This is a genomic window from Pseudomonas sp. KBS0707, from assembly GCF_005937945.2.
Classification (GTDB): Bacteria; Pseudomonadota; Gammaproteobacteria; order Pseudomonadales; family Pseudomonadaceae; genus Aquipseudomonas; species Aquipseudomonas amygdali.
Window position 1 is genome coordinate 338018 of the sequence record NZ_CP041754.1, and the last position, 12333, is coordinate 350350.

Here is a 12333-nt window from a genome sequence, read left to right on the forward strand (position 1 = left end):
GCTTTCATGCCCGGCGGATTGAACAGTGTGCCAGCGCCATACGCTGCTGGCTATCGGCGAACGATCAGATACAGCCCGGCAATCAGCATGATCGCCGCTGGCCAGGCGGTGAGCGTCAGTAGCTGCGTAGCTGCCTCGCTCATCACCCAGCCCTGTATCGCGCCACCTACCAGCAACGCTGCACCGATAAGCCGCAGGACCGGCTCGTCCTTGCGCTCGTGCCAGGGACGTGGCGGATCCGAAGCATGCGGGCGAGACATGCGCTCCAGCAAGTCGCGGGTCATGCCCGCTATATGCGGCAGCTGCTCGACCTGTGACTGCAGATTGCCAAACAGGGTTTTCGGGCTTACCCGTTCACGCATCCAGCGCTCCAGATAAGGCTGCGCGGTGCTCCACAGGTCCAGATCAGGGTACAACTGACGACCCAGCCCCTCGATATTGAGCAGGGTCTTTTGCAGCAGAACCAATTGCGGCTGGACTTCCATATTGAAGCGGCGCGCGGTTTGAAACAGGCGCATCAGCACCTGACCAAAGGAAATATCCTTGAGCGGCTTCTCGAAAATCGGCTCGCAGACCGTGCGGATTGCAGCTTCGAATTCATTGAGCTTGGTTTCTGCCGGCACCCAGCCCGAATCAATGTGCAGCTGAGCAACCCGACGATAATCACGCTTGAAGAAGGCAAACAGGTTACGGGCCAGATAATCCTGATCTTCCGGCGTCAGGCTGCCGACGATGCCGCAGTCGATGGCAATGTATTTCGGGCTCCACGGGTTGACCGTGCTGACGAAAATATTGCCGGGGTGCATGTCGGCGTGGAAGAAACTGTCGCGAAATATCTGGGTGAAGAAGATTTCCACACCGCGCTCGGCCAGCAGTTTCATGTCGGTACGCTGGTCGGCCAGCCCGGCCATATCGGTGACCTGCAGGCCGTAGATACGCTCCATGACCAGCACTTTGGGGCGGCACCAGTCCCAGTAGACTTGTGGCACGTAGAGCAGGTCCGAGCCTTCGAAGTTGCGACGCAACTGGCTGGAGTTGGCGGCTTCACGCAGCAGGTCCAGCTCGTCGTAGATGGTTTTTTCGTAATCCATCACCACCTGCACCGGGTGCAGCAGGCGTGCATCGGCTGACACGCGCTCGGCCATGCGGGCAAGGATGAACAGCCACGCGAGGTCCTGGCCAATAACCGGCTTGAGGCCTGGGCGTACCACTTTCACCACGACTTCTTCGCCGGTCTTCAAACAGGCGGCATGCACCTGGGCGACCGAAGCAGATGCCAGCGGGGTTTCGTCAAAGCGACTGAAGACGTCGCAGATACGTGCGCCCAGTTGTTCTTCGATGAGATTGATGGCCACCTGCTGGTCGAACGGCGGCACGCGGTCCTGCAGCAGCATCAGTTCGTCGGCGATGTCTTCGGGCAGCAGGTCGCGCCGGGTAGACAGCAGTTGCCCGAACTTGATGAAAATCGGCCCCAGGTCCTGCAATGCCAGACGAAAGCGTACACCACGGCTCAGCTCGGATTTACGCCGTGGCAGCCAGCGCCAGGGCAGCACGAACCGCACCGCGAGCATCCACCAGGGCAGGGGCAGGGCGAACAACAGGTCATCAAGGCGATAGCGGATAACGACACGTTGAATGCGAAACAAACGGCGGACGGCAAGCAGCTTCATGCGTTATCGCTGGTATTGAGGGAGTGGGCGAGGCGGGCAAAGCGCGCCTCGAGACGGTCCAGATCGAGTTTGATCTGATCGAGTTCGGCGAATCGTGCTTCAGCTTCGTGCTTACCCACCAGCGTACGCGATTCTTCGCTGAGGTAGTCGGCAACGTTCTGGCTGAGGCTGGTGAAACTTTCACGTGTCCAGCGTCCACTGTTGCGCAGTCGGCTGCTGAACAACTGACTGGCCACCGGGCCGACCCAGTTGGACAGTTCGTGTTCCCAGTCCAGTTCCAGATCCTGAAGAATGCCGACCAGTTCCAGCAGTACGCCACTGTCACCGTCCAGCTCGACGTCGGGGCCATGCAGCACAGCGGTCTTGTCCTTGCTCAGGGCCAGACGCAGCAGGCTGGAGGCTGGCGCACGCAAGGTGCAGTCGGCGTCAGCAGCCCAGTCTGCTGCCAGCAGCAGGCCTTCGTCACTGGGCAGGATGAAGATTTTCAGGGACGGATCGCGACAGTCTACGGCAATGACATGCCCGGACAAGCGCGCCATACGCGGTAGCGCGGTGCTGTCCAGGCGCAACACGCGATTGATGCCGTGCTCGATACTGGCGAGCAGCCCCCGAAGCAACATCAGGGTTTGATACCGCGATGCAAGGCCACGACGCCCGCCGTCATGTTGTGGTAGGTCACGCGGTCAAAACCGGCTTCCACCATCATCGACTTGAGGGTTTCCTGGTTGGGGTGCATGCGGATCGATTCGGCCAGATAGCGATAGCTTTCCGAGTCATTGGTGACCAGTTTGCCCATCAACGGCATGAACGCGAACGAATAGGCGTCATAGGCCTTGGACATGAGCTTGTTGGTCGGCTTGGAAAACTCCAGCACCAGCAGGCGTCCACCGGGCTTGAGCACGCGCAGCATGGAACGCAGAGCGTCTTCCTTGTGCGTCACGTTGCGCAGACCGAAGGCGATGGTCACGCAGTCGAAATGGTTGTCCGGGAAGGGCAGTTTCTCGGCGTCGGCCTGGACAAACTCGACGTTGCCCGACACGCCAAGGTCCAGCAGGCGGTCACGGCCGACCTTGAGCATGGAGGCGTTGATGTCTGCCAGCACGACCTGCCCGGTCGGGCCGACCAGATTAGAGAACTTGCGAGTCAGATCGCCCGTGCCGCCCGCAATGTCGAGCACACGATTGCCGGTACGGACGCCCGAAAGCTCGATTGCAAAACGCTTCCACAGACGATGCATGCCACCGGACAGCAGGTCGTTCATCAGGTCGTATTTGGCTGCAACCGAATGGAAAACCTCAGCGACTTTTTCTGCCTTCTGGCTTTCCGGTACATTTTTGTAACCGAAGTGAGTCGTAGGTTCGGCATCGCTGCCTTTGCGCTGATCGTTCATATCGCTTCACCGGAATAGAGTGCGGGTCATTCTAATCGCCAGGGCCGGCTTTGTCTTGACAAGGCTCACCGGCAACGCTTTCTTGGATGCAGACGGCTGTATATAGTTGCGCCGCATTTCATCTGATCATCAAGGAAGCCTGCATGGCCAAGATAACCGTTGAACGCCCGCACGCACTGGGCCGGGAAAAGGCTCGCGAGAGGGCCGAGCAACTGGTCGAGAAGCTTTCCGACAAATACGGACTGGCCCACGAATGGGCAGGCGATACCGTAAAACTGGAAGGCAAGGGGGCCAAGGGCAAGGTTGAAGTCGAAGACGCGTTGATCCGTATCAACATCGAGCTGAACTTCATCCTGTCGGCCATGAGCGGCTCCATCAAGACTGAAGTCGAGCGCGTCCTGGATAAAGCACTGGCCGCCTGAGCATTCGCCCTAGGGTGAGCATTCTAATTTTTCTCCGTAACGTTGTGCTTATGCCCATAGCTGGGCGGTTCCTTCAACTTTCGAGCATGAGGTGCACCATGGCCAGAGCGAATACGAAGAAAAACATCGAAGACCAGCAATCCTCCACGCTTTCCGACGTCAGGCTGTATGCCCGCAAGATCTGGCTGGCCGGTCTGGGGGCCTATTCCAGGGTCAACGAGGAAGGCACACAGTACGTCAGGGACTTGATCAGGACTGGCGAGCAGGCCGAAAAGGAAGTCGTCAAAACGGTCGATGAAAAGCGTCTTGCGGCCAACAGCGAAATCGACTCGATCAAGGGCGAAGTGCCTTACGCCAAAGGTCGTGTCGAGGCGCAACTCGGCAGAATCGAGAGTGCTTTCGACCGTCGTGTCGCCAAAGCCTTGAACCGCATCGCAATCCCGTCTAAACATGATGTTGACACGCTCTCTGCCAAGCTCGACGAGCTGACGGCATTGCTTGAACGTGTCGTGCCTAAAAAGCTTGAACGCTCCGGGTCGAAACGATTCGAACGTTCAGAGTCTGGACAATAAGGAGAGCAGGATGGCTGGCAAGAAAAAAACCGACAAAGACGGCAGCTCATGGATTGGTGAGGTCGAGAAATACTCTCGCCAGATCTGGCTGGCGGGCCTGGGCGCTTATTCCAAGATAAGCAATGACGGCAGCAAGCTTTTCGAGACGCTGGTCAAAGACGGCGAGAAGGCCGAGAAGCAGACCAAGGTCGAGGCGCAGAAGCAGCTCGATGAGGTCAAGGACACCGCCAAGACCGCCAAATCGCGGGTCGGTGATGTGAAAGACCTCGCGGTGGGTAAATGGAATGAGCTGGAAGGGGCCTTCGACAAGCGCCTGAACAGTGCCATTTCGCGTCTGGGCGTGCCGAGCCGCAATGAAGTTCAGGCGCTGCACAGCAAGGTCGACCAACTGACCCGGCAGATCGAGCTGTTGACGGGTGAGAAAGCCAAACCGGTCGCTTCGCGTGCTGCTGCGGCTAAACCTGCACCGAAAACTGCGGCAAAACCTTTGGTCAAGGCTGCGGCTAAAACCGTCGCCAAAACAGCGGATAAAACGGCGCAGAAAACCGCAGCGGCCAAACCAGCAGTCAAGAAAGCTGCGGCCAAACCGGTCGATGCAGCCAGCAAGGCCGCTACTGCCACCGCCAGCAAGGCCAAAACGGTTGCCAAACCGGCCGCGGCGAAGAAACCAGCAGCCAGAAAACCGGCTGCCAAGCCTGCCGCCAAGCCTGCTGCATCGGCGACTCCGGCAACCGGTGCGGCACCCGCTGCATCAGCCCCGAGCGCAGCACCGGCAACACCCGCCAGCCAGTCCTGACAACCGGCTGCAACATCGAAGCCCGGTCTGCCAAGCAGGCCGGGCTTTTTTGATATCCCCGAACACCGCCTGTGCCAATGCTTCTGGCCGAAGGCCGTGGGAGCGAACTTGTTCGCGAAGGGGCCGGCACATTCCGCGAATATGTATCGCCTGAACCACCGACTTCGCGAACAAGCTCGCTCCCACAAGGGGTTGCGTTCAGCCTGCCGATGCGTTTTCTTATCGTGCCCAGGTTTACCTACCCAGATACTCCATCGCCAACTGTTCGGCAGCCTGCCTCGATGTGGGCAGCAGGTGTGGGGTCACGAGCATCATGATCTGGTAGACCACCACCCGCACATTACCCTCGCGGCCCAGAATGCGTTGGTAATCCAGCGAAAACAGCAGGTTCATGGTGATCTGCTCCACCAGCTGCCCCAGCGCTTGGGTTTCGCTGACCAGTTGCCCCCGCGATTTCAAACGGGCCAGCAGTGACGCGAGGGTTTTCTTGATCGAGTTGAGCAGGTTGCGAATGCCGCGGGCCAGCTTTGGCAACCTTCCGGCGAGGTTGGACAGGTCTTGAAACAGGAAACGATAGTGCGATAACCGCTCGACAATCAGGTGCAGAAACATCCAGTAGTCTTCGGCCTCAAGCCTGGCATCCGAAGGCGGATCGAGCAGGGGTGCCAGCTCTGCCTGGAACCGCTCGAAAAGACTCAGAATCAATGGCTCCTTGCCATGAAAGTGGTAATACAGATTGCCGGGGCTGATACCCATTTCATTGGCAATTTCCAGCGTAGAAACGTTCGGCTCGCCCTGCTGGTTGAACAGCGTCAAGGCACATTCAAGGATACGGTCGCGGGTTTTCATCCAGTCTTCTTGTTCAAGAGTCAAAGGGCCGGCTTTGCCTGATCGGGCAGGGCGCAATCCAGCGTTTCATCGCACATGCACATAGGTCCCGGGCGCGGCCTCCATTGGTGGATAAGTAGCGTTGCCCAACTCCATCCTGGTGTTGTGCTCGGCCCCGGAATGCTCCTGAACCCACTTCAGCCAGTTCGGCCACCAGCTGCCGTCATGATGCTGCGCGTCGTAGTACCAGGCGCGCGGGTCGCTGCTCAGCTTGCTGTTCTCGACATAGTTGGCTTTCGGGTTGCCCGGCGGGTTGAGAATGCTCTGCACATGGCCGCTGTTGGACAGCACGAAGCGCCGCTCACCGCCCAATAGCAGCGTAGAGCGGTACACCGCGTCCCATGGCGTGATGTGGTCGTTGATGCCAGCGATGCTGAAACTGTCCACCGTGACTTTCTGCAGGTCGATGGGTGTCCCGCAGACCTCCAGGCCACCCGGATGGCTGAGCGGGTTGTGCTTGAAGAAGTCCAGCAGATCACCGTGCAACGCAGCGGGTAAGCGTGTGGTGTCGTTGTTCCAGTAAAGAATGTCGAACGGAGGTGGCGATTTGCCCAGCAGGTAATTGTTGATCCAGTAAGTCCAGATCAGATCATTGGGGCGCATCCAGGAAAACACCCGATTCATCTCGCTGCCCTCCAGTACGCCGCGCTGATAGGAGCGGCGCTTTGCAGCTTCAAGCGTTTGCTCGTCGATAAACAGCGTGGCGGGGCTTTCGATCTGGCTGTCCAGCAGGCTGACCATATAGGTTGCGCTGGCCACGCGGCGTGTCTGTCGCTTGGCCTGCAAGTGACCCAGCAACGCGGCAACGGTCAGACCACCCGCGCAAGCGCCCACCAGATTGACCTCGCGTGCTGCGGTAATCGCCCGGCAGATATTCATCGCCTGCTCGGTCGCTTCGACATAACTGGACAGCCCCCACTCCCGATGGCGGATATCCGGGTTGCGCCAGCTGATGACAAAGGTCTGCAGGCCGTTCTTGAGGGCATATTGCACAAAGCTGTTGGTTGGGCTGAGGTCGAAGATGTAGAACTTGTTGATCTGCGGCGGCACGATCAGGACCGGTCGGCTGAACTGCTTTTCGCTCATCGGCCGATACTGGATCAGCTCGAACATTTCGTTGCGAAACACCACCGCACCGGGCGTGGTCGCTACGGTTCGGCCTACCTCAAAAGCGTCTTTGGTGGTCTGGCTGGGTAGCCCGCTGTTGTGCAACAGATCATCGGCCATGTGGCTCAGGCCCTTGATCAGGCTGGTACCACCCGAGTTGAACAGCTCTTTGACGGCCTGCGGGTTGAGCAGCGTATTGGAAGGGGCCAGCGCATCGTTGATCAGTGTGAACAGAAAGTGCGCGCGCGCCCGGTCTTCTGTGGACATATCGCTGTCATCGATCCACTGTCTGACCTGATGCTGGCAACTGAGATACACCTGCAGGCCCCGGCGATAAAGCGGGTTGAGGCTCCAGGTCGGGTCGGCGAAGCGGGGGTCTTTGGGGTTGTGCGGATAGGGTGTTTCGCCCAGCACCACCACTCGTCCCAACTGCTTGCCCAGCGCCAGCGCGTGGCGAGCGCTGCGAACCGGGTGCCGTAAACCCTGGGCTGCGACGTTACGCAAGGTAGAAAACAGGTCTCGCCCGCGCAGGCCGGTGATGGCGCTCTGCGCGTTGATGAAGTTTGTGGGTGCAGCGCTGGCAACCTTCGCCGATTTTTCTTGCATGAGGGCAACACTCCTTCGTCAGGCAACTCATGGGTTGGCACCAGTCCGCTTGCGAAGGGGCTGGCTTCGTTCTGCGCGGTCGAAACTCCAGTGTGTTGCGCAGTGGGTGACGCTGTTTCTCTCGGGCTGTTCACATTAACGGGCGTGCTGGCGCTATCAGCGCGTTCTGGGCGGCGTTGGCTGCGGGTGCATGACTGCGCGCTGCCGTTCCTGTTGCAGAAAACCCATGATGATCGGTGCCACGGCTTCGGCACGCGTGATCAGGAACAAATGCCCGTCATCGATGATGTGTAGCTGGGCATTGGGTATCCGCCAGGCCAACAGGCGCATATTCACCAGCGGAATCAGCGGGTCGTCATCACCGGCCAGAACCAGGGTCGGCTGGTGAACCTTGTGCAGCCAGTGAATGCTGGTCCAGCCCATGCCCGCGAACAATTGCCAGTAATAGCCCAGCTTGCCGGACGAGCGCACCTTGGCAGCATGATTGGCCGCCAGATTGGGGTCACGTCGAAACGCCCCGCCATAGATCTCCGGCGCGATACGGATCACATGCGACGGCTGAATGTAGCGACGCGGGCTGGCCATCAACCACAGCACCCGAGGCTTGCCCGGCACCATCGCCATGCCTGCCGACGTGGCGGCCAGCACCAGTTTCTTGCAGCGCTCCGGGTAGTCATGAGCGAACTGCTGGGCCAGCGCCCCGCCCCACGAAACACCGATCGCATTGACCTGCCCGTAGTTGAGGTAATCGAGCATGCGCGCTGCGAGCTTGGCCAGCCCCGGAAAGCGATAAGGCCGATTGGGTGTCGACGAACCACCGACCCCCGGCACATCGAACGCGATGACTTCCAGGTCCGGATCCAGTGCTTCGACAAACGGGAACACCAGCTCCAGGTTGGCCCCGATGCCGTTGAATATCAGCAGTGGTGTCAGATGGCTCTTGCCTGGGCGCACGGCCGTACGAATTGTGTGTCCGTTCAGGTCGATGGAGCGAAAAACAAACGGTTGCGGCATGCGCTAAGCCCTGTTGATTTAACCGCCGGGAACGCACCCCGGTTTTTTTCAAGACTGACGGGTCTAACGCTCGTGAACATAGGTTCCAGGCGCTGCCTCGGCTGCCGGATAGGCTTTGTTGCCGAGCCCGGCAGGCGCCTTTTTCAACTTGCCCGAGCGCGTGGCCAGCCATTCTTGCCAGTGTAGCCACCAGGAATCGGTGTGCTTGGTCGCGTTTTCCTGCCAGGCCGCCGGGTCTGCTGGCAGCTCGTCGTGAGTCATGTAACGCGACTTGGGGTTGCCCGGCGGGTTGAGGATGCTCTGGATATGGCCGCTGCTGGACAGTACAAACTCGGTCTTGCCACCAAACAGCCGTGCTGATTTGTAGCATGAGGCCCACGGCGTGATGTGGTCATTGGTGCCAGCCAGGCAGAACACGTCGGCCGTTACCTGCTTGAGGTCGATCGGCGTGCCGCAGACTTCCAGCGCGTTGGCGCGGGTCAGCGGGTTGTTCTTGAACATTTCGATCAGGTCGCCGTGAAAGGCGGCGGGCAGGCGTGTGGTGTCGTTGTTCCAGAACAGAATGTCGAAGACGGGCGGCTCGTTGCCCAGCAGGTAATTGTTGACCCAGTAATTCCAGATCAGGTCGTTAGGGCGCATCCAGGCAAACACCTTGGCCATGTCACGACCTTCCAGCACGCCCGCCTGATAGGAATGGCGCTTGGCGGTTTCCAAAGTCTGCTCGTCGACGAACAGCGCGACCTCGGTATCCAGCGTTGTATCGAGCACGCTGACCAGCAGGGTCATGGCGTTGACTTTCTTTTCGCCCAAGGCTGCGTAGTGGCCCAGCAGCGCCGTGCAGGTAATGCCGCCGGAGCAGGCACCCAGCATGTTGAGGTCTTTGCTGCCGGTGATCGCCAGCACCACATCGACCGCTTCCTTGAGCGCCTCGATATAGGTCGACAGCCCCCATTCGCGTTGCGCCTTGGTCGGGTTGCGCCAACTGATGATGAAGGTCTGCACGTTACTGCGCAGGCAGAAGCGCGCCAGGCTTTTTTCCGGGCTCAGGTCGAAGACATAGAATTTGTTGATCTGCGGCGGGATCACCAGCAGCGGTCGCTCGTGAACCTGCTCGGTAATCGGCTTGTACTGGATCAGTTCCAGTACGTCATTGCGAAACACCACGGCCCCCTCGGTGGTGCCCAGGTTTTTGCCAACCTCAAACGCGTCCATGTTGACCTGGCTCGGCATTCCGCCGTTGTTCACCAGGTCCTTGGCCAAGTGCGACAGACCATCGAGCAGGCTTTTACCGCCGGTTTCAAAGAACCGTTTCACGGCGGCCGGGTTAGCGGCAGAGTTGGTCGGTGACATGGCCTCGGTCATGAGGTTGATCACAAAGTGCGCGCGACTGATGTCTTGCGGGGTGAGATCGCTGCCACCGATCCAGTCATGCAGTTCCTTGCGCCAGGCGAGGTAAGTCTGCAAGTAACGGCGATACAGCGGGTTCTGGCTCCAGGCCGGATCAGCGAAGCGGCGGTCTTCCGGTGTTGGCTGCAAGGCAGATTTACCGAAAATTACATTGCCGAGTTCGACGCTCAGGTGTGCGACGTGCTTGATGCTGTGGATCGGTTGTTTGAAAGCCTGACGCAAAACCATCCGGGCAGTGCTCAGTAAATCCTTGCGCCGCAGGCCAACGACTGGGTTGAGGCCCAAGGTGTGCTCGGAAGCCTGGCGCTGCAGGTCATCGTCTTTCGCGTTACTCATCTACGACGCTCCATTGTCTTGATGCGAACACTGACATTCCTTGCCCGTGAACCAGTGACACAGGCGGTTAGCCAGCACTACTGCTCGTGTAACTCATGCCTTGCAGGCTGTTTCTCGCATCGACTTCGATGCAGGGAACTTGCCAAGGTTATTGGTTACGCGAGATTTCAAAAAATCGCAAGCAGCGTCAGCCACTCATTGGCCGCTGTGCGGAACATTGAAACAAAAACGATTAGAAAGCGCGTCCTAAAACGGCGAGCGGTGAGGCTGCACGGGTTTGAATGTTCTGTGAGGATCGCGCGGGCGGGCGGGATCAGAGCATCAGCTTGATGACTTGCTCGGAGGGATCGCGGGATTTGCCGGCTTTTTTCAGCTCTTGCAGATAGTCCTCCCACAGGGACTCCTGGCGTCTTGCCAGCTCGTACAGGTACTCCCAGGTGAACAGTCCTGAGTCGTGACCATCATCAAAGGTCAATTTCAGTGCATATTGCCCTGCCGGCTCGACCTTGCTCAGACCGACGCCCAGTTTGCCGAATTGCAGGATCGGCCTGCCATGGCCCTGAACCTCGGCAGAAGGGGAATGCACCCGCAGAAATTCGGCGGGCAGATGATATTCCTCATCCGGCGCGTACTTCAGCGTCAGGGTTTTGGAAGCTTTGTGCAGCTGGATGGCGGTGGGGAGCATTGAAAGCAGCCTCAAGGAATAGCAGCTACAAGCTACAGGCAGAAGCAAAAAAGCTGCAAGAGGAGAACCTCTTGCAGCTTGTAGCTAACCGCTTGCAGCTTTAAAGGATATACCGCGAGAGGTCTTCGTTTTCGGCCAGATCGCCCAAGTGGCTGTTGACGTATTCTGCATCGATTTCAATCGGTGCTGCGTCAGGGCTGATAGCCAGATCGCCAGCGCTGAACGAGACTTCCTCAAGCAGACGCTCAAGCAGCGTGTGCAGGCGACGGGCACCGATGTTCTCGGTTTTCTCGTTGACCTGCCAGGCAATCTCGGCAAGACGCTTGATGCCTTCAGGCTTGAACTCGATCTTCAGGCCTTCGGTCTTGAGCAGCTCGCGATACTGTTCGGTCAACGACGCATGTGGCTCGCTGAGAATGCGTTCGAAGTCCTGCGGCGATAGCGCCTTGAGTTCAACGCGGATCGGCAGACGACCTTGCAGCTCGGGGACCAGATCACTTGGCTTGCTCAAATGGAACGCGCCAGATGCAATGAACAGGATGTGGTCAGTCTTGACCATGCCCAGTTTGGTATTCACGGTGCAGCCTTCGATCAGCGGCAGCAGGTCGCGCTGTACGCCTTCCCGGGACACATCGACACCGCCCGAATTACCGCGCTTGGCAACCTTGTCGATTTCGTCGATGAACACGATGCCGTGTTGCTCGACCGCTTCCAGCGCCTTGGCCTTCAACTCTTCGTCATTGACCAGACGGCCCGCTTCTTCTTCGCGTACTAGCTTGAGCGCGTCCTTGACCTTGAGTTTGCGGCTCTTGGTCTTGCCTTTGCCCATGTTGGCAAACAGGCTCTGCAGCTGATTGGTCATTTCTTCCATGCCGGGTGGCGCGGAGATATCCACACCTACGGCTTCGTTGATCTCGATCTCGATTTCCTTGTCGTCCAGCTGGCCTTCGCGCAAACGCTTGCGGAACAGCTGACGGGTGTTGGAATCGTTGCTTTGAGCAGGGTCTTCATTGAAACCGACACGCGCAGGCGGCAACAGGGCATCGAGAATACGGTCTTCGGCCGCGTCTTCGGCGCGATGACGGACCTTGATGATCTCCTGTTCACGCAGAAGCTTGATAGCCGCATCGGCCAGGTCGCGGATGATCGACTCGACATCGCGTCCTACATAGCCCACTTCGGTGAACTTGGTCGCTTCAACCTTGATGAACGGCGCATTGGCGAGCTTGGCCAGGCGACGGGCGATTTCGGTCTTGCCGACACCGGTCGGGCCGATCATCAGAATGTTCTTGGGCGTCACTTCAACGCGCAGCTCTTCATGCAGCTGCATGCGGCGCCAGCGATTGCGCAGGGCAATGGCGACGGCGCGCTTGGCATCGTCCTGGCCGATGATATGGCGGTTAAGTTCGTGGACGATTTCGCGGGGAGTCATGGACATGG

At 58.8% G+C, this 12333-nt stretch carries 12 protein-coding genes; 3 read left to right on the forward strand and 9 right to left on the reverse strand.

What is annotated here, in order from left to right; all coding sequences use genetic code 11:
- Nucleotides 1–50: 50 nt before the first annotated feature.
- Genes ubiB through ubiE form a run of 3 tightly spaced genes read right to left on the reverse strand, consistent with a single transcriptional unit; the run spans nucleotide 51 to nucleotide 3060 of the window.
- Entirely contained in the window at nucleotides 51–1670 is a 1620-nt protein-coding gene (gene ubiB, locus FFH21_RS01680; protein WP_004654216.1) for a ubiquinone biosynthesis regulatory protein kinase UbiB, read from the reverse strand.
- On the reverse strand, nucleotides 1667–2290 hold the full coding sequence (locus FFH21_RS01685; RefSeq protein ID WP_004654219.1) for an SCP2 domain-containing protein: 624 nt from the start codon (nucleotides 2288–2290) through the stop codon (nucleotides 1667–1669). The genes ubiB and FFH21_RS01685 overlap by 4 nt, the downstream gene beginning before the upstream one ends.
- Nucleotides 2290–3060, reverse strand: coding sequence for a bifunctional demethylmenaquinone methyltransferase/2-methoxy-6-polyprenyl-1,4-benzoquinol methylase UbiE (gene ubiE, locus FFH21_RS01690; RefSeq protein ID WP_002551635.1), 771 nt, complete (start codon nucleotides 3058–3060; stop codon nucleotides 2290–2292). The genes FFH21_RS01685 and ubiE overlap by 1 nt, the downstream gene beginning before the upstream one ends.
- A 143-nt stretch (nucleotides 3061–3203) precedes the next feature.
- Between ubiE and FFH21_RS01695 the strand changes: the two genes are divergently transcribed.
- The 3 genes from FFH21_RS01695 (at nucleotide 3204) to FFH21_RS01705 (ending at nucleotide 4850) form a co-directional block, all read left to right on the forward strand.
- On the forward strand, nucleotides 3204–3482 hold the full coding sequence (locus FFH21_RS01695) for a polyhydroxyalkanoic acid system family protein (RefSeq protein ID WP_002551636.1): 279 nt from the start codon (nucleotides 3204–3206) through the stop codon (nucleotides 3480–3482).
- 98 nt (nucleotides 3483–3580) lie between these two features.
- On the forward strand, nucleotides 3581–4054 hold the full coding sequence (locus FFH21_RS01700; protein WP_041924400.1) for a phasin family protein: 474 nt from the start codon (nucleotides 3581–3583) through the stop codon (nucleotides 4052–4054).
- Nucleotides 4055–4064: 10 nt separating this feature from the next.
- On the forward strand, nucleotides 4065–4850 hold the full coding sequence (locus FFH21_RS01705) for a phasin family protein (protein ID WP_004666500.1): 786 nt from the start codon (nucleotides 4065–4067) through the stop codon (nucleotides 4848–4850).
- Nucleotides 4851–5084: 234 nt separating this feature from the next.
- On the opposite strand, the gene FFH21_RS01710 is transcribed toward FFH21_RS01705, so the two are convergent.
- From FFH21_RS01710 to hslU, 6 genes are all read right to left on the reverse strand, one after another.
- Entirely contained in the window at nucleotides 5085–5699 is a 615-nt protein-coding gene (locus tag FFH21_RS01710; protein WP_004654227.1) for a TetR/AcrR family transcriptional regulator, read from the reverse strand.
- Nucleotides 5700–5765: 66 nt separating this feature from the next.
- Entirely contained in the window at nucleotides 5766–7451 is a 1686-nt protein-coding gene (gene phaC / locus FFH21_RS01715; RefSeq protein ID WP_011167458.1) for a class II poly(R)-hydroxyalkanoic acid synthase, read from the reverse strand.
- A gap of 156 nt (nucleotides 7452–7607) precedes the next feature.
- Nucleotides 7608–8465 carry a poly(3-hydroxyalkanoate) depolymerase gene (gene phaZ, locus FFH21_RS01720; RefSeq protein ID WP_004654231.1) on the reverse strand — a complete coding sequence of 286 codons (858 nt, stop codon included), beginning with the start codon at nucleotides 8463–8465 and terminating at the stop codon, nucleotides 7608–7610.
- A gap of 63 nt (nucleotides 8466–8528) precedes the next feature.
- On the reverse strand, nucleotides 8529–10208 hold the full coding sequence (phaC, locus tag FFH21_RS01725; protein WP_005778670.1) for a class II poly(R)-hydroxyalkanoic acid synthase: 1680 nt from the start codon (nucleotides 10206–10208) through the stop codon (nucleotides 8529–8531).
- A gap of 313 nt (nucleotides 10209–10521) precedes the next feature.
- On the reverse strand, nucleotides 10522–10893 hold the full coding sequence (locus FFH21_RS01730) for a gamma-butyrobetaine hydroxylase-like domain-containing protein (protein ID WP_002551642.1): 372 nt from the start codon (nucleotides 10891–10893) through the stop codon (nucleotides 10522–10524).
- A 100-nt stretch (nucleotides 10894–10993) separates the two neighbouring features.
- Nucleotides 10994–12331: an ATP-dependent protease ATPase subunit HslU gene (gene hslU, locus FFH21_RS01735; protein WP_011167460.1), complete on the reverse strand. Its 1338-nt coding sequence runs from the start codon at nucleotides 12329–12331 to the stop codon at nucleotides 10994–10996.
- Between the last annotated feature and the right edge of the window lie 2 nt (nucleotides 12332–12333).